This is a genomic window from Hephaestia sp. MAHUQ-44 (assembly GCF_023806085.1).
Classification (GTDB): Bacteria; Pseudomonadota; Alphaproteobacteria; order Sphingomonadales; family Sphingomonadaceae; genus Sphingomonas.
On the sequence record NZ_JAMSLX010000002.1, the window covers coordinates 275106 to 290540 of the forward strand.

Below are 15435 nucleotides of genomic sequence, written 5' to 3' on the forward strand. Positions count from 1 at the left end.
AGTTTATATAATTATATTTCAACAATGGCCAATCGACGATCTGTTTCTGTCTCGTCGGTGCGGGGCCAGGCGGCGGGGGGCTGGTTGCGAAACCAGGTATATTGCCGCTTGGCGTAGCGCCGTGTGGCCATGGCGCCGGCGGCGATTGCTGCATCGCGGTCGCACGCGCCGGTGAGCCATGCCGTCACCTCGGGCACACCGATCGCGCGACGGATCGGCGCGGCGGCGGGCAGGTCGGTCCGTGCGAGCAGCCGCCGTACCTCGTCGCCCGCGCCGTCGTCGAGCATCGCCGCGAACCGCGCATCGCAGCGCGCGAACAGCCAGTCGCGGTCGGGCAACAAGATCAGCGGCCGGAGCGTGATCCGATCGCCGATCCCGCCGTGGCGCGTCGCTTGCCAGTCGGCGAGCGGCCTGCCGGTTGCGCGCACCACTTCGAGCGCACGGGCGACTCGAGTCGTATCGGCGGGCGCCAGCCGCGCGGCGGCGGCGGGATCGGCGCGGGTGAGCGCGGCGTGCGCGGCGGCGACCGGCATCGCGCGGACTTCGGCGCGGACCTGCGGGTCGATTTCGGGCACCGGCGCGATGCCGTCGAGCAAGGTGCGCAGATAAAGCCCGGTGCCGCCGACGAGGATCGGCAGCCGGCCCGACTCGTGCGCCTCGGCGATCGCGGCGGTCGCATCGGCCGCCCAGCGTGCCGCCGAGCAGGCGTCGGCACCGTCGATATAACCGAACAGACGGTGCGGCACGCGCGCCTCTTCCGCGCGCGAGGGGCGGGCGGTCAACACGCGCAGATCGGCGTATACCTGCGCCGAATCGGCGTTGATCACGGTGCCGCGATGGCGCTCCGCCAGCGCGATCGCGAGCGCGGACTTGCCGCTCGCCGTCGGGCCTGCGATGAGCGCCACAAATTGGGGACAGGAGGCCGTCATTTACATCGCCACGTTGATCACTGCCGGTGACATCAGCACCGGCGACCTTTCCAGCCTATGCGACCGTCTGGCGCAAGCGGGTTGCGGCCCGCAGCTATCGTTGCGCATCGATGAGGGGCGCGCCGCCGACATCGTTTTTCAAGGCGGGCCGTCGACCGCGCGCAAGTCGCTCGACGGCGCACTGCCGCGCACCGACGTGATCGTCCAGCCGATGGCGAACCGCGAAAAGAAGCTGCTGATCGCCGATATGGATTCGACGATGATCACCGTCGAATGCCTCGACGAACTCGCCGATTATGCGGGGATCAAGGACGAGATCGCGGCGGTGACCGAGCGCGCGATGCGCGGCGAACTCGATTTCGCGCAGGCGCTCGATGAGCGGGTGGCGCGCTTGAAGGGGCTCGATGCGTCGGTGATCGACAAATGCCTCGCCGAGCGCATTCGCGCGACGCCGGGGGCGGCGACATTGGTGCGCACGATGAAAAGCCAGCTGGGCGCGACCACGCTGCTCGTGTCGGGCGGCTTCTCGCACTTCGCCGATCGCGTCGGCGCGGCGATCGGCTTCGATCGCGCGCTCGCGAACGACCTCGGGATCGCCGACGGCAAGCTGACCGGCACCGTCGCCAAACCGATCGTCGATTCGGCGGCGAAGGAAAAGGCGCTGCTCGACAGCGTCGCCGCGCTGGGCATCCCGCTCGCCCAGACGCTCGCGGTCGGTGACGGCGCCAACGACCTGCCGATGATCCGCAAGGCCGGGCTCGGCGTTGCCTATCGCGCCAAGCCGGTGGTCGCCGCCGAAGCGGCCGCGCGACTCGACCATACCGATCTCACCGCCTTGCTCTATGCGCAGGGCGTGCCGAGCGAGAATTGGGAGCGCGGCTGACCCACGAGCTGAACCGGAATCAGGGCGCTACCGGCAGGCAATCGCTGCCGCGCGCCTTGACCGCGGCGCAGGCGCTCGCCGCCTCGCGTGACGAGGCGAACGGGCCGGCCTGCAACCGCACCACCGATCCCGCCTTGACGTAATAAGCCTGACGGTTGCCGAGCGTGCTCACGCGCGGCTGGATGCTGCCCCACAGACGGCGCGCATTGGCCTCGTTGCCGAACGCGCCAAGCTGGATGCGCCACTTGCCCGTGGGCTGCGGGGCGGCCGTGGCGGGACGCGGCGGTGCGGGCCTGGGCGTGGCGGCGACGGGCGCCGGCGTCGACGGGGCGGCGACTGGCGTCGACGGCGTGCTGCCGGGGATTGCATAAGGCGCGCCGGGCTGATGCGTCGGGGTTGCTGCCGTCGCGGTCGAGGGGGGCAGTGCTACGGTGCGGATCGGTGGCTTGGCGCCGCTGGCCGACGCCAATACCTCGGGCGGCAGGGCAGAGCGTTGCGCCTGCACCTGATAGGCCCGCGCGAGCTCAAGCCCCTTCTGGCGCTGATCCTGCGGGATGAATTCGTCCATTTTCGCAAGCGTCTCGCTGGCCTGCGGCAGCCCCGAGCCCGATGCGCGCGTCATCAACGCATAGGCGCGGACCCAATCCTTGGCCTGGCCGCCGTCGCCGTTGAACAGCATCGTGCCGTAAACGAGCTGCGCGCGCGGTGCGCCGCGCATCGCCGCCTTTTCGAGCCACGGCGCGGCTTCGGTGCGCTTGCCGTTCTGGAACAGCGCGAGCCCGTAATTCTCCTCGGCCTGATAATGGCCCTGCTCGGCGGCCTTGCGATACCATTTCTCGGCCTCGGCCGGATTGGCGGCGACCCCGCGGCCGAGCTTATAGGCTTGGCCGAGGTTGAATTGCGCATCGGCATCGCCCCGTTCGGCGGCACCGCGCCACGCCTTGACCGCGGCGACGTCGTCACCCCTGCTCCAGGCATCGACCCCGGCCTTGACCGGATTGTCGCTCGCCGCGGTTTGCGGGGTGGCGGTTGCGGCGGCGGCGAGCGCGAGGCCAGTGATGCCGGCGAGAGCGGGCGCGAGAAGGCGGATCATGTCGGCTCCTGTCGGGGCGGTGGTGCGACGCCGGTATTGGCGGGAAATCGCGCTGGTGCAATGCATTCCTCGCGGCCGGCCTGGCTGTTGGCGGTGCGCGGGATGCCGCGATCGGGATCGCCCCTACGATTATTATCGGCATTAACCTCGATTGGCGGGAACCGGATCGTTTCGGGGGTGTTCAATCGTCGCCTCACGCGAGAGCGGGGGGAACTGGCAGCATTCCCCCTATCAGTGCTGTCGGCCGGAGGGGGGCGGCAGACCCCGGCTGAGATGCCCGCCGCCCCCGAAGGCTCCCCCCTTGCCGCGCCGACCTTAGCCCGGTTGATCGACCTGTCACCTCCCCAGCCGGGGCGTGCTGTGCCGTCGTGGGACACGACAGAAGCGATGGGGCGGGTGGCCGCGGTGGCGATGGTCGCGCCGCGCAAATGCCCCGTAATCACGCCGTTAACGGCTTCTTATCGTTCCCCATGGCATTCGCAGACGCTGGAACAGCAGGTTTTTCAGGGGACGCTGATGCGGGTTCTCGCAATGGCATCGCAGAAGGGCGGGTCTGGAAAGACCACGCTTTCGGGGCATCTGGCGGTACAGGCGCAATTGGCCGGTGCCGGCCCCGTCGTGCTCATCGACATCGATCCGCAGGGATCGCTTTCGGATTGGTGGAACGAGCGCGATACCGATTACCCCGCCTTCGCCCAGACCACGGTGGCGCGGCTCGCCGCCGATCTGGAGGTGTTGCGCCAGCAGGGCTTCAAGCTGGCGATGATCGATACCCCGCCGGCGATCACGATGGCGATCCAGAGCGTGATCGCGGTGGCCGAATTGATCGTGATCCCGACGCGCCCCAGCCCGCACGATCTGCGCGCCGTGGGCGCCACCGTCGATCTGTGCGAGCGCGCGGGCAAGCCGCTGCTGTTCGTCGTCAACGGCGCGACGCCCAAGGCGCGGATCACCTCCGAAGCCGCGGTCGCCTTGTCGCAGCATGGCACGGTCGCGCCGGTCACCGTCCACCACCGCACCGATTTCGCCGCCTCGATGATCGACGGCCGCACGGTGATGGAGGTCGATCAGAAGTGCCGGTCGGCGCAGGAGATCATCCAGCTCTGGAGCTATGTTTCCGACCGGCTTGAAAAGAATTTCCGCCGCACGGTGTTCAGCGCGCCCAGCGCCAACGGTTTCGTTGCGCCGCGGCCTCTAGCGAGCGGCTTCGGCCGCCGGGTGGTGAGCTGACCATGGCACAACTCAAGCCTACCGCATCGTTGTCGTCGGGCCTGCTCGCGCGCAAGGGGCAAGCGCGCCCCGCGATGCGCCCGCAGGGCCTGTCGGGTTTCGGCACGATGGCCGACCAGCTCGAGGATCTCGGCTGGAACGATATGGGCCCGGTCGACGAGCCGCTGGCGCATCACGGCCCCCGGCCCGAACTGACGCCGATGGATAGCGTCGCCGCGACGCCCGCGGTGCTTCGCCAGCGCGAGGCGCTGCGCGAGGAAATCGAGACGCGTGTGCCCGCGCCGGTGGTGCCGGCCGAACCGGTTGCCGCCGAGATTGCCGAGGCACCGCAACGCGCGGCCCCGGCCCGCACGCCGCGCAAATCGGTATCGGTCGCCACCGCGACCCGGATCGGGCGCGAAACCTCGGGCAAGGGCAAGGGCCGCAAGCGGCGCAACGCAACGGGCAAGGTGGCGTTTACGCTGCGCCTCGATGCCGATCGTCATCTGCGGCTGCGGCTCGCGACCGCCTTGTGCAACCGTTCGGCGCAGGTGCTTGTCACCGAGGCGCTTGATCAACTGCTCGATACGCTGCCCGAGGTCGAGGATCTGGTGCGCCAATTGCCGCACCGCGACTGACGGTTCGAGCGAATAGGGGATAGGGGATGACGACCAAAATCTTGCTGACCATCGGTGCTTCGGCGCTGCTGTTCGGCGGCACGATGGTCAGCTGTGCCGGGTATCAGGCCGGGGTTGCGTCGGCGAGCACGCGCGATGCCGATGCCGATGCGCGCCAGATCGCCAAGCTGGTCGACAAGGCCAGCCGCGCGCTGGCCCGGAACAAGGCCGCCGATGCCGTCGATTATGCTGAAAAGGCGGTGGCGCTTGCCCCACGCGATGTCAGCTATCGCGTGTTGCTCGGTCAATCGTATCTCGCCGATGGCCGCTTCACCTCGGCACGGCAGGCGTTCACCGATGCGCTCACGCTCGATTCGAACGATGGCAAGGCCGCGCTCAGCCTCGCGCTGGCCCAGACCGCCGAGGGCGACTGGAGCGGTGCGCGTGCGACGCTCGACGATCATGCCGGGGTGATCCCCGCCGCCGATCGCGGGCTCGCGCTCGCGCTTGCCGGCGACCCCAGGGCCGCGCTCGAGGTGTTGGTGCCCGCCGCGCGGCAACGCGATGCGACGCCCAAGACCCGCCAGAATCTCGCGCTTGCCTTTGCGCTCGCGGGCAATTGGCAGGCCGCGCGCTCGATCGCGATGGTCGATCTGTCGCCCGCCGAGGTCGATAGCCGGATCGAGCAATGGGCGGCATTCGCGACGCCGCATCGCGCGTCTGATCAGGTCGCCGCGCTGCTCGGAGTCAAACCGCGCGCCGATCAGGGGCAGCCGGTCGCGCTCGCACTCAATGCCGATGTCGCGCCGGTCGCGATGGCCGTTGCGGCGCCCGTCGCTGCGATCGCCGCCGGAGACAGCACCGTCCCCGGACCAGCGCTGGCGCCCGCCGCGACGGTTGCGATGGCCGCGCCGAGCGTTTCATCCTATGTCGCGCCCCGCGCCTCGGTGGTGTTTGGTCCGCGCACCGAAATCGTCCAGGCACTGCCCGCACGCGTGGCACGTCCTGCCGTCACCAAACCGGCGGTGGGGGCCGCGCCGCGCGTCGCTGCGCCGCTCACGCTCGCGGCAGGCAATTGGTTCGTCCAGCTTGGCGCCTATGAGAATGCCGCGGTCGCGCGCGATGGCTGGAACCGCATCCGCCGCGTGCTGCCGGCATTCCAGGGCCAGACGCCGCAGGGGATGCATTTCAGCGGCAATGGCGGTGAATTCTATCGGCTGTCGGTCGGGGGCTTTGCCCGCGTCGACGCCGATAATCTGTGCCGTCGCTACAAGGCCAAAGGCGGGCAGTGCTTCGTCCGGCAAGATGCCGGCGACCAGACCGCCAAATGGGTCAATTCCAACACCCGCCTCGCGGCGCGGTAGATTCGGATTCGGCCAGGCTGAATCCGATTGCGGCACCGGCCCGCTCCCCCACCCCGTCTCCCATGCAGCATAATGACTTGGGAGGCGGGGTGGGGGTAACCCCACAAAGTAATACTTTGTGGGGAACCCGTGGGGGAGCGGGCCGGTGCCGTATCCACGTGAGTGGATCAAAGTCTACGCCCGGAACACCTCTGCGCCGCCCTTGAACAGACGGCGCACCTTGCCCTGCACGGGCAGACCGTCAAACGGCGTATTGCCGGTCCGCGCGTGCATCGTCTCGGTGGCGATCTGCCACGGCGCGCCGGCATCGAACGCGACCAGATCGGCGGGGGCGCCTTCGTTGAGGCTGCCGCCTTCGACGCCGAGCACCTTGGCCGGGTTGGCCGATAGCAGCGCGAACAACCGATCGATCGTGATCCGCTCATCGCGGACCAGCGTCAGCGCGAGCGCGAGCAGATGCTCCGCATCGGCGGCGCCCGGCGCGGCATCGGCGAAGGGCAGGCGCTTTTCCTCGGGGCCGCGCGGATCGTGGCCCGAGCCGAGCACGTCGATCGTCCCGTCGGCGATCGCGGCAAGCGCGGCCTGCCGGTCGTCCTCGCTCCTGAGCGGCGGCGAGAGATGTGCGAAGCTGCGAAAATCGGTCATCGCGATGTCGGAAAGCAGCAGGTGCGCGGGCGTGATCCCGCACGTCACCAACACCCCGCGGCGTTTGGCGGCGCGGATCAGGTCGAACCCCGCGGCGGTCGTCACCTGCCGGACATGGAGCCGCGCGCCGGTTTCCTCGGCAAGCATCAGATCGCGCGCGATCGCCAGCGGTTCGGCGAGCGACGGCGCCGAGGCGAGCCCGAGCCGGGTCGCCGCTTCGCCGGCGGTCGCGACGGCATTGCCCGTCATCCCGCCATCCTCGGCGTGCGATACCACCGCCAGCCCGAGATCGCGCGCATAGCCGAGCACTTTGCGCATCACGCCCGAATCGGCGATCCAGCGCCGCCCGGTCGCGACCGCTTTCGCGCCTGCCTGCTGGTTGATCGCCATTTCGGCGAGATCGGTGCCCGCGAGCCCCTTGGTCGCCGCCGCGATCGGGTGAATCCACAAGCCCGGCTTGCCGATCAGCGCCGCGCGCTGGACAGCGCCGGGCTCATCGAGCACCGGCGATTGATCGGGCATCAGCCCGATCCGCGCGATGCCGCCCGCGTGGAACGCCGCAGGATCGACCGCGAACACGCCGAGATCGACGATTGCGGGCGCAATGCAAAGCCCGGCGCAATCGATCACCTCGGCATCGCTCGGCAGGCCGGTCTGCCCGCGTGCGACGATGCGGTCGCCCTCGGTGATCAGCGTACCCTGCGCCACGCCGTTGTTGGGGCAGACGAGGCGGGCATTGGTGAAGGCGCGCTTCATGCCCAGCCCTCCACGCCGCGCGCGCGGCGCGTCAGCACGTCGAGGCAGGCCATGCGGACCGCGACTCCCATTTCGACCTGTTCGGTGATCGCCGACCGGTCAGGATGGTCGGCGACGTTCGAGGCGATCTCGACGCCGCGGTTCATCGGCCCCGGATGCATCACCAGCGCGTCGGGTCTGGCGCGCGCCAGCCGATCGAGCGTCAGCCCGTACCGCAGGTGATATTCGCGCGACGACGGGATGTAGGCACCCGACATGCGCTCGTTCTGGAGCCGGAGCATCATCACGACATCGGCGTCTCGAATCGCGGCATCGAAATCGGTGAACGCGGCCACTCCCATCCGTTCGATCGCGGGCGGCATCAGCGTCGTCGGCGCGCACACCCGGACCTCGGCGGCAAGCGCGGTCAAGGCGAGGATATTCGAGCGCGCAACCCGGCTGTGGAGCAGATCGCCGCAGATCACCACGCGCCGCCCGGCAATGCCGCCACGCCGCCGCCGGATCGTCAGCGCGTCGAGCAGTGCCTGGGTCGGATGCTCGTGCGCGCCGTCCCCTGCGTTGAGCACCGGGCAATCGACCTTGTCCGCGATCAATTGCACCGCGCCCGAACTGGCGTGGCGGATCACGATCACATCGGCGCGCATCGCGTTCAATGTCATCGCGGTGTCGATCAGCGTTTCGCCCTTTTTGATCGAGCTTTGCGCGGCGTGCATGTTGACCACATCGGCGCCCAGCCGTTTGCCCGCGATCTCGAACGACAGCAATGTGCGCGTCGAATTCTCGAAGAACGCGTTGATCTGGGTCAGCCCTTCGAGCGGATGCTGGCTTTTGGCGTGGCTGCGGTTCCAGTCGACCCATTTTTCCGCCTCATCGAGCAGAAAGACGATCTCGTGCGGCTCGAGCCCCGAAATGCCGGTGAGGTTCCCGTGCGGGAAGACGGCGCCACCAGGAAGCTGGGCGGCGGGCGAATGATCTGAGGCTGGCATTGAGGTGATCGCGTAGCGCGCGGCGAGCGGGCGCGCAAGGCGTGGGAGGTAGACCACCTACCGTTCGCCCCGAGCTTGTCGAAGGGCCGTTCTTGCTGCTGCGATCGGGGCGAAGAAGAACGGTGCTTCGACAAGCTCAGCACGAACGGGCTTTAGGTGGCGATTCCGATTGTGGGCGCGATGCCTAGCTGCGCGAGAGCATCGCGGCGTCGTCGGCGGGGGTATCGATCGGGAACGCATAATCGAGCACCGGCGCAGGCTGCGGCGTCGGCTGGGCGGCCTCGGCCATGCGGATCGCGTCGTCGTTGCCGCTCCAGCTGTTGGTCACCATCACCGTGTCGCCGACCTTGGCGTTGTCGAACAGGATCTTGGCGAAGCCGTGGGGCAGGCCGACGCAGCCATGGGTGGCGATGTCGTCGGCGATTCTGCGGCTGCCGTGGATCGCGATCCCGGTCCAGGTCAGCCGCAGCATCCAGGGCATCGGCGCGCCTTTGTAGATGTTCGAGACGTGATCGCGGCTCTTTTGGAGGATCGGGTACACGCCGAGCGGCGTCGGCTTGGCGTCGAAGCCATAGATGATCGACGAGCGGCCGATCTCGTTGCCCGCGCGATAGACATGGATCAGCGCGGTTTCGAGATCGACGACGATCGTGGTCTTGCCGGGCGCGACCCCCTCGTCATCCCACACATAATCGCCCGGTTCGAGCGGGGCATCGAGGCCGAGTACGCTCTTGACCGGGAATTTGGCGGTCGCGCGCGTCGCGCTGGCAGGGGTGGCGAGCAGCGGCAGCGCCACCAAGGCAGCGAGATAGAGCGCGGCCCTGATCCAGGAACGGGCGCGCTGTGCGGCGGTGCGCGTGGCCATCGAAACTTACCCCTGCGTCACAAAACTCACGTCAGGAATAGACGTGCGGGCGCTGTGGGACCACCCCGCGATTCGGCCTGTTCCAGAGCGGGACGCCTGTGGCGGGTGTTAGGGTTCGGCGGGGCGGATCATCGCCAGCGCGTCGATCGCGCCTTGCAGGATGTAGGCGGCGGCCATCTTGTCGACCAGCTCGGCGCGCCTGGCGCGGCTAGCATCTTGTTCGATCAGCGTGCGCGTGACCGCCTGCGTCGACCAGCGTTCGTCCCATAGCAGGATCGGAAGATCGAGATCGGCGAGGTTGCGCGCGAACGCCCGCGTCGATTGGCTGCGCGGGCTTTCGCTGCCGTCGAGGTTGAGCGGCAGCCCGATCACGATCCCGCGCACCTGCTGCGCGGCGATCAAGGCGACTAGCGCGGCCTTGTCTTTCTGGAATTTGGTGCGGCGGATCAGCTCGGCGGGGCTCGCGAAGCTCCAGCCCGCGTCGCACAGCGCAGTGCCGATCGTCCTGGTGCCGACATCGAGCCCGATCAGGCGCCCGCCGGCGGGCAGGGCGTTATGGAAATCGGTGCGGTCGGTGCTGATCATCCGCGACGCTATAGCGCGCCAGCGGATGCGGTCGATACGAAACGCGCCGGCCGCGAGGGGGAGGCGGCCGGCGCGTCAGATGCTATTTGGGAAATCGCGAAAGGACGATTTCAGAGGCGCCCAAAGGCGCATTTCCCAAATGGGGCCTTAGCTCCCGGGTTTGATCTTGCTCTGTGCGGCGGTCTGGATGCGCGCCTGAAGTGCGGGATCGGCCTGCGAGGCCTGCGCGATCTCGTTGAAGCGCTCGGGCTTCAGGCCCGAACTCTGAACGGCCTCGGCCATCTTGGCCTGTTTGGCATCCTCGGCGACGGTTGCATCGCTGCCGATCTTCTGCACCGCAACCGCGGCGCTTGCGAACTGATCGACCTCGGCATCGCTCACCGCACCGGCGGACGCCGATGCCTGCGGAGCCTGCGCCGCCGGATCGCTTTGCGGCGCGGCTGGATCGGCCGGACTCGTCTGCGCCAGCGCGGGCGCCGCCATCAGGCAGGCACCGGCCAGCATCGTCGTCTTGAGAAGCGTCTTCATCGTCAAGTCTCCCTCGGGGGTTGGGATGGTGTCGGGAACGATGACGCTCACATCGCGGGCGTGTTGCACGCGATCAACAGGAATGCAGCCGAATCGTGGGAGATGACGGATAGAATGAATCAAGTGATGACGAGGCGAGTGATCCCGGCGATCAGTCGTTCTGGTACGAATCGAAGCGGCGTTGGGCATCGGTGCGGATATTTGCCCAGAACAACGAATAGTCGAACACATGGTAATTGTTGCCCGGAAGCACATAATTTCCAACCAGACTTGGCGGCGGCCCCACCGAGAGAATGCCGCGACCTTCGCAGGTCGCCGAGATCATGCCGGGTTCGATGTCGGCGTTGAGCAGATCGGCCGAGGGAAACAGCGTGCCCAGATTGGCGCTCGCGGGGGCCGTGGAGTCGGGCGTGCCGGTGATCGGGTTGGTGCAGACCATATCGGTGCCGGCACGCGGGGCGCCGGTATAGCCGTCGGTCTTGTCGAACGTGTCGAAAATCAGCGCGGGATCGGCGGGCTCGGCGAAGGTCTGCCATGAGAGGATACAGCCGGCCTGATCGGCGGCCTCGCATTGCGGCAGCCCGAGCGCGGGCAGATCGGCGGTTTTCGAGACCGGCCAGCCGACGACATAGGCCGCGACGATACGCGCGGCGAGCGGGGTGGCCGCCACCCGATCCTTGAGCAAGCGCGTCAGGTGCAGCGCGCCCTGGCTGTGCCCGGCGAGGATGATCGGCCGATCGGGGCCGATTTCGTTCAGGAACTGGTCGAACGCGGTGAGCACGTCCCCATAGGCAAGGTCGAGCGCCTGCCCGGCGGCGGCCTCGCTGGTCAGGAACGCGCCGAACGTCGCCTGGCGATAGCGCGGCGCCCAGATCTCGCCGACCGCGTTGAATGCGGTCGCCTGACCGCGCAGGAACAAGGTGGCGCGACCATTGGCCTCGGCATCGTCGAGCGGTGCGTTCCAGCGCGCGCGGTTGAGGTAGGAGGTCGGGTGGACGTAGAACACCGCCGCATTCGGCGCGGCGCCCGGTTGATAGCCGGCGGGCACCCAGCGCGCGGGATCGTCCGCCTTGCCCGGTCGCGAGAACCACATCGCCGGATCGGCATAGACCGATGCTGTCGCCTTTTCCTGTGGCTCGAACTTGGCGGTCGGCACCATCGCGGTGCGCATGATCTGCACACCAAACAGACGGTAAGCGAACGCGGCGGCGATGGCGAGCATGATCAGGATCGCTATCAGATAGAGGAATTTACGGGCCAAGGTGGTATCCTTGCTGCGGCGCAGCATGGGGGTGGCAGAAGCGGGGCGAAACCCCTGCACGACCACGGCGGCGCTTGCAATCGTCGCGAAGACATGACCGAATTCTAGCAAGCAGGAGGGCGCGATGCACGACGAACCGATGGAAAACGACAATCGCTGGCCGGTGCGGCCTATTTTGCTTGCGGTCGTCGGCGCGCTTGCCTGCCTCGCGATCCAGCAGATCGGCAACGGTGATGGCGGCGGTGCGGCGCAGCGTGCGTTGATGGCGGCGATCGCGACCGGTGCGCTCGGTTTCGGCTTCACCGCCGAGCGGGTGCGGCTGGCGTGGGCGGTGATCTTCGCTGCGATCGTTGCGGCGGTGACCGGGCTGGTGCTGTGGTGGAGCGGGACGCCCGGCGGCGGGGTGTGGTGGGCGGGCGGCTGGAGCGATGCCAGCCTGTTCGTCGCGATCGCGATCGCCGCGCCCTTGTTCCAGACCGCGCGCGATCAGGGGCAAGCGGCGTTTCCCTATCACGAGGTCCATGCGCACGTCTGGACCAATATCGTGTTGTGGTGCGCCTCCTGGGCGTTCGTGGGGGTCACGCTTGCGCTCGCCTTTCTGCTCTCGGCCCTGTTCGAGCTGATCGGGATCGCCTTGCTGAGCGATCTGCTCAGGAAGGAATGGTTCATGGCGCTGCTGATCGGCGGCGCTTTTGGTAGCGCGCTCGGCCTTTTCCGCGAGCGCGAGCATGTGGTGCGGACGCTCCGGCGCGTGGTCACGGCGGTGCTCTCGGTGCTTGCGCCGGTGCTTGGGGCGGGGTTGCTGCTGTTCCTGCTCGCGCTGCCCTTCACAGGGTTGGGGGCGCTATGGGAAGCGACCAAGGCGACCACACCGATCCTGCTTGTCTGCGCGTTCGGCGCATGGGTGCTGGCCAACACCGCGATCGGCGACGGGGTCGAGGACGAAGCGACCAACCCGGCGCTGCGCTGGGGCGCGGCAGTGCTCGGCGCAGTGATCCTGCCGCTGGCGGTTATCGCGGCGATCGCGACCGGGCTGCGGATCGAGCAATATGGGCTCACCCCCGAGCGGCTGTGGGCAGTGGTGTTCGTCGCCGTCGCGATCGTGATGGGGCTGGCCTATTGGATCGCACTCGCGCGGCGGCGGTTGCGCTGGGCCGAGGGCGCGCGCCCGGCAAACCTCAGGATCGCTTTCGCGGTCGCGGGGATTGCCTTGTTCCTTGCCACGCCGATCCTGAGTTTCAACGCGCTCTCGGTTCACGATCAGGTCGCGCGGCTCGACGCGGGCAAGGTGACACCCGACAGGTTCGATTGGGCCGCGCTGGCGTTCGATTTCGGTGAACCCGGCAAACGCGCGACGCAAAAGCTGGCCAAATCAACGACACCGCAGGTCGCCGCGGCCGCGAAAAAAGCGCTTGCGGCCAAGGATCGCTGGGCACTTGCCGAACGGCAAAACACGGTCGAGCGCGCGAGCACGCTGGCGAAGCGGCTCCGCATCCTGCCCGATGCGGTCGCGCTGCCGCCGGCGTTGCAGGAAGGGCTGGCCGATTGGAATGCGTGCGGTTCGGGCGATCGCGTTTGCACCGTCCTCTGGCACCCCGGTGACACCGAGGCGGTTTCGATTTCCGGCACATGCGCGATCGACGCGGGGCAGGGCGACAAGAAGATCGTGGCGCGCAGCGATTGTGCGATCGCGCATCTCGTCAAACAGGGCGATCAGTGGAAGGTCGAATCGGCGGGCGCGATCGGCGATCTCTCGGATGGCAACCGCGCGGGGGTCGCTGCCGCGCTCGCGCGCGGGGACGTGTCGATCCGCCCGGTCGCGCGCCGCCAGGCGTTCGTCGGCGAGGTTCCGGTGGGCGATGCGTTCGAATAGCATTGCACTGGCTGCGCGGGCGGTGCTAGCCGCTCGCGCATGTCCGTAGACACTGCAACCGTAAAGCGGATCGCGAGCCTTGCACGCATTGCGATCACCGACGCCGAAGCCGAGCGCCTGGCGCCCGAACTGGGCAACATCCTCGGCTGGATCGAGCAATTGGGCGAGGTCGATACGGCCTCGGTCGAGCCGATGACCGCCGTCATCCCCAACACGCTGCGGCTGCGCGACGATGTCGTTACCGACGGCGATGTGCGCGATGCCGTGCTCGCCAACGCGCCGCAGGCCGAACATGGCTTTTTCGCCGTGCCCAAGGTGATCGAATAATGACCCACGTCACCGATCTTGGCGTCGCCGCCATCCGCGACGGCGTCCGTGCGGGCACCTTCTCCGCGCGCGAGGTCGCCGAGGCCTTTTCCGCGCGCGTCGCCGGGGCGGCCGCGCTCAACGCCTTTCTTGTCCAGACCCCCGATCACGCGCTCGCCGCCGCCGATGCCGCCGACAAGGCACGCGCCGCCGGCGAGGCACCCAAGCCGCTCGCGGGCGTGCCGATCGGGATGAAGGACCTGTTCTGCACCAAGGGCGTCGCCTCGACCGCGGCGAGCCACATCCTCGAAGGCTTCACCCCGCCGTATGAATCGGCGGTCTCGCAGAAGCTGTGGGATGCCGGTGCGGGGATGTTGGGCAAGCTCAACATGGATCAGTTCGCGATGGGCTCGTCCAACGAGACCAGCGCCTTCGGCAATGTGATCTCGCCCTGGCGCCGGAATGACGGCGGCAATGCGCCGCTTGCGCCGGGTGGCTCGTCGGGCGGTTCGTCGGCGGCGATTGCGGCGCGGCTTTGCCCGGCGGCGACCGGCACCGATACTGGGGGCTCGATCCGCCAGCCCGCCGCTTTCACGGGTATTGCCGGGATCAAGCCCACCTACGGCCGCTGCTCGCGCTGGGGGGTGGTGGCGTTCGCCTCGTCGCTCGATCAGGCCGGGCCGATGGCGCGCGACGTGCGCGACTGCGCGATCATGCTGGAGGCGATGGCGGGGTTCGATCCGCGCGACGCGACCTCGCTCGATCTCGAGGTGCCCCAATGGGAAGCCGGATTGTCCAGCGATTTCAAGGGTAAGAAGGTCGGTATTCCCAAGGAATATCGGGTCGAGAACATGCCCGCCGAGATCGAGGCTTTGTGGCAGCAGGGCGTGGACTGGCTGAAGGATGCGGGCGCCGAGATCGTCGAGGTCTCGCTGCCGCACACGCGCTACGCGTTGCCGGCTTATTACATCATTGCCCCCGCCGAGGCGTCGTCCAACCTCGCGCGCTATGACGGCGTGCGCTACGGCCTGCGCGATCTGCCCGAGGGCGCGAACCTTCAGGAAATGTATGCTGCGACGCGCGCCGCCGGGTTCGGCGACGAGGTCAAGCGCCGCATCATGATCGGCACCTATGTGCTGTCGGCGGGTTATTACGATGCCTATTACACGCAGGCGCAGAAGGTCCGCACGTTGATCGCCCGCGATTTCGAGGCGGTGTGGGCGCGTTGCGACGTGCTGCTGACGCCGACCGCGCCGTCGGCGGCGTTCGCGCTCGGCGAAAAGAATGCCGATCCGCTGGCGATGTATCTGAACGATGTCTTCACCGTGCCGTCGAGCCTCGCGGGGCTGCCCGCGATGAGCGTGCCGGGCGGGCTCGACGCCGCGGGGCTGCCGCTGGGTCTCCAGATCATCGGCAAGCCGCTCGACGAACAGAGCGTGCTCAACGCCGGGCTGGCGATCGAGCAACGTGCAGGCTTCACCGCGCGGCCGGAGGCCTGGTGGTAAGACGCTACGTCATTCCAGCGAAGGCTGGAA

At 68.1% G+C, this 15435-nt stretch carries 15 protein-coding genes; 7 read left to right on the forward strand and 8 right to left on the reverse strand.

Going from position 1 to position 15435, the window contains the following annotated elements:
• Nucleotides 1–11 precede the first annotated feature (11 nt).
• Complete coding sequence (gene miaA, locus NFE57_RS03445) at nucleotides 12–929, reverse strand: tRNA (adenosine(37)-N6)-dimethylallyltransferase MiaA (protein WP_252134164.1); 918 nt, start codon at nucleotides 927–929, stop codon at nucleotides 12–14.
• On the opposite strand from miaA, the gene serB reads away from it, so the two are divergent.
• Entirely contained in the window at nucleotides 928–1812 is an 885-nt protein-coding gene (serB, locus tag NFE57_RS03450) for a phosphoserine phosphatase SerB (protein WP_382279479.1), read from the forward strand. The two genes, miaA and serB, sit on opposite strands and share 2 nt — an antisense overlap.
• Nucleotides 1813–1831: 19 nt before the next feature.
• On the opposite strand, the gene NFE57_RS03455 is transcribed toward serB, so the two are convergent.
• Entirely contained in the window at nucleotides 1832–2905 is a 1074-nt protein-coding gene (locus tag NFE57_RS03455) for an SPOR domain-containing protein (protein WP_252134166.1), read from the reverse strand.
• Nucleotides 2906–3421: 516 nt separating this feature from the next.
• Between NFE57_RS03455 and NFE57_RS03460 the strand changes: the two genes are divergently transcribed.
• From NFE57_RS03460 to NFE57_RS03470, 3 genes are read left to right on the forward strand one after another with little or no spacing between them, the layout of a single operon-like run.
• Complete coding sequence (locus NFE57_RS03460) at nucleotides 3422–4135, forward strand: AAA family ATPase (protein WP_252134167.1); 714 nt, start codon at nucleotides 3422–3424, stop codon at nucleotides 4133–4135.
• Nucleotides 4136–4137: 2 nt separating this feature from the next.
• Nucleotides 4138–4752, forward strand: a complete 615-nt coding sequence (locus NFE57_RS03465) for a hypothetical protein (protein WP_252134168.1) — start codon at nucleotides 4138–4140, stop codon at nucleotides 4750–4752.
• Nucleotides 4753–4778: 26 nt separating this feature from the next.
• Complete coding sequence (locus tag NFE57_RS03470) at nucleotides 4779–6095, forward strand: SPOR domain-containing protein (protein WP_252134169.1); 1317 nt, start codon at nucleotides 4779–4781, stop codon at nucleotides 6093–6095.
• Between the two features lie 174 nt (nucleotides 6096–6269).
• Here the strand turns inward: NFE57_RS03470 and NFE57_RS03475 are convergent, their stop codons facing one another.
• From NFE57_RS03475 to NFE57_RS03500, 6 genes are all read right to left on the reverse strand, one after another.
• Complete coding sequence (locus NFE57_RS03475; protein WP_252134170.1) at nucleotides 6270–7496, reverse strand: dihydroorotase; 1227 nt, start codon at nucleotides 7494–7496, stop codon at nucleotides 6270–6272.
• Entirely contained in the window at nucleotides 7493–8482 is a 990-nt protein-coding gene (locus NFE57_RS03480; protein ID WP_252134171.1) for an aspartate carbamoyltransferase catalytic subunit, read from the reverse strand. The genes NFE57_RS03475 and NFE57_RS03480 overlap by 4 nt, the downstream gene beginning before the upstream one ends.
• Before the next feature lie 184 nt (nucleotides 8483–8666).
• A complete protein-coding gene (locus tag NFE57_RS03485) occupies nucleotides 8667–9347 on the reverse strand; it encodes a L,D-transpeptidase family protein (RefSeq protein WP_252134172.1) in 681 nt (226 codons plus the stop codon).
• Nucleotides 9348–9455: 108 nt separating this feature from the next.
• Nucleotides 9456–9932, reverse strand: coding sequence for a Holliday junction resolvase RuvX (ruvX, locus tag NFE57_RS03490; RefSeq protein WP_252134173.1), 477 nt, complete (start codon nucleotides 9930–9932; stop codon nucleotides 9456–9458).
• A gap of 147 nt (nucleotides 9933–10079) precedes the next feature.
• The gene (locus NFE57_RS03495) at nucleotides 10080–10460 is read right to left on the reverse strand and encodes a DUF4168 domain-containing protein (protein ID WP_252134174.1); all 381 of its coding nucleotides are present in this window, start codon (nucleotides 10458–10460) and stop codon (nucleotides 10080–10082) included.
• 151 nt (nucleotides 10461–10611) lie between these two features.
• Nucleotides 10612–11721, reverse strand: a complete 1110-nt coding sequence (locus NFE57_RS03500; RefSeq protein ID WP_252134175.1) for a DUF3089 domain-containing protein — start codon at nucleotides 11719–11721, stop codon at nucleotides 10612–10614.
• 124 nt (nucleotides 11722–11845) lie between these two features.
• Here NFE57_RS03500 and NFE57_RS03505 point away from each other — a divergent pair, with 124 nt between their 5' ends.
• Genes NFE57_RS03505 through gatA form a run of 3 tightly spaced genes read left to right on the forward strand, consistent with a single transcriptional unit; the run spans nucleotide 11846 to nucleotide 15405 of the window.
• Nucleotides 11846–13594: a DUF4153 domain-containing protein gene (locus NFE57_RS03505; protein ID WP_252134176.1), complete on the forward strand. Its 1749-nt coding sequence runs from the start codon at nucleotides 11846–11848 to the stop codon at nucleotides 13592–13594.
• 39 nt (nucleotides 13595–13633) lie between these two features.
• Nucleotides 13634–13921: an Asp-tRNA(Asn)/Glu-tRNA(Gln) amidotransferase subunit GatC gene (gene gatC / locus NFE57_RS03510; protein ID WP_252134177.1), complete on the forward strand. Its 288-nt coding sequence runs from the start codon at nucleotides 13634–13636 to the stop codon at nucleotides 13919–13921.
• Complete coding sequence (gene gatA, locus NFE57_RS03515) at nucleotides 13921–15405, forward strand: Asp-tRNA(Asn)/Glu-tRNA(Gln) amidotransferase subunit GatA (protein WP_252134178.1); 1485 nt, start codon at nucleotides 13921–13923, stop codon at nucleotides 15403–15405. The genes gatC and gatA overlap by 1 nt, the downstream gene beginning before the upstream one ends.
• Nucleotides 15406–15435 lie beyond the last annotated feature (30 nt).

What these genes read in the sequence shown, in the direction of transcription:
- NFE57_RS03505 (WP_252134176.1), top strand. Translation starts at nt 11,846, where the DNA reads ATGCACGACGAACCGATGGAAAACGACAATCGCTGGCCGGTGCGGCCT.
- NFE57_RS03460 (WP_252134167.1), top strand. Translation starts at nt 3,422, where the DNA reads ATGCGGGTTCTCGCAATGGCATCGCAGAAGGGCGGGTCTGGAAAGACC.
- gatC (WP_252134177.1), top strand. Translation starts at nt 13,634, where the DNA reads ATGTCCGTAGACACTGCAACCGTAAAGCGGATCGCGAGCCTTGCACGC.
- gatA (WP_252134178.1), top strand. Translation starts at nt 13,921, where the DNA reads ATGACCCACGTCACCGATCTTGGCGTCGCCGCCATCCGCGACGGCGTC.
- NFE57_RS03470 (WP_252134169.1), top strand. Translation starts at nt 4,779, where the DNA reads ATGACGACCAAAATCTTGCTGACCATCGGTGCTTCGGCGCTGCTGTTC.
- NFE57_RS03475 (WP_252134170.1), bottom strand. Translation starts at nt 7,496, where the DNA reads ATGAAGCGCGCCTTCACCAATGCCCGCCTCGTCTGCCCCAACAACGGC.
- NFE57_RS03465 (WP_252134168.1), top strand. Translation starts at nt 4,138, where the DNA reads ATGGCACAACTCAAGCCTACCGCATCGTTGTCGTCGGGCCTGCTCGCG.
- ruvX (WP_252134173.1), bottom strand. Translation starts at nt 9,932, where the DNA reads ATGATCAGCACCGACCGCACCGATTTCCATAACGCCCTGCCCGCCGGC.
- NFE57_RS03485 (WP_252134172.1), bottom strand. Translation starts at nt 9,347, where the DNA reads ATGGCCACGCGCACCGCCGCACAGCGCGCCCGTTCCTGGATCAGGGCC.
- miaA (WP_252134164.1), bottom strand. Translation starts at nt 929, where the DNA reads ATGACGGCCTCCTGTCCCCAATTTGTGGCGCTCATCGCAGGCCCGACG.
- NFE57_RS03455 (WP_252134166.1), bottom strand. Translation starts at nt 2,905, where the DNA reads ATGATCCGCCTTCTCGCGCCCGCTCTCGCCGGCATCACTGGCCTCGCG.
- NFE57_RS03480 (WP_252134171.1), bottom strand. Translation starts at nt 8,482, where the DNA reads ATGCCAGCCTCAGATCATTCGCCCGCCGCCCAGCTTCCTGGTGGCGCC.
- NFE57_RS03495 (WP_252134174.1), bottom strand. Translation starts at nt 10,460, where the DNA reads ATGAAGACGCTTCTCAAGACGACGATGCTGGCCGGTGCCTGCCTGATG.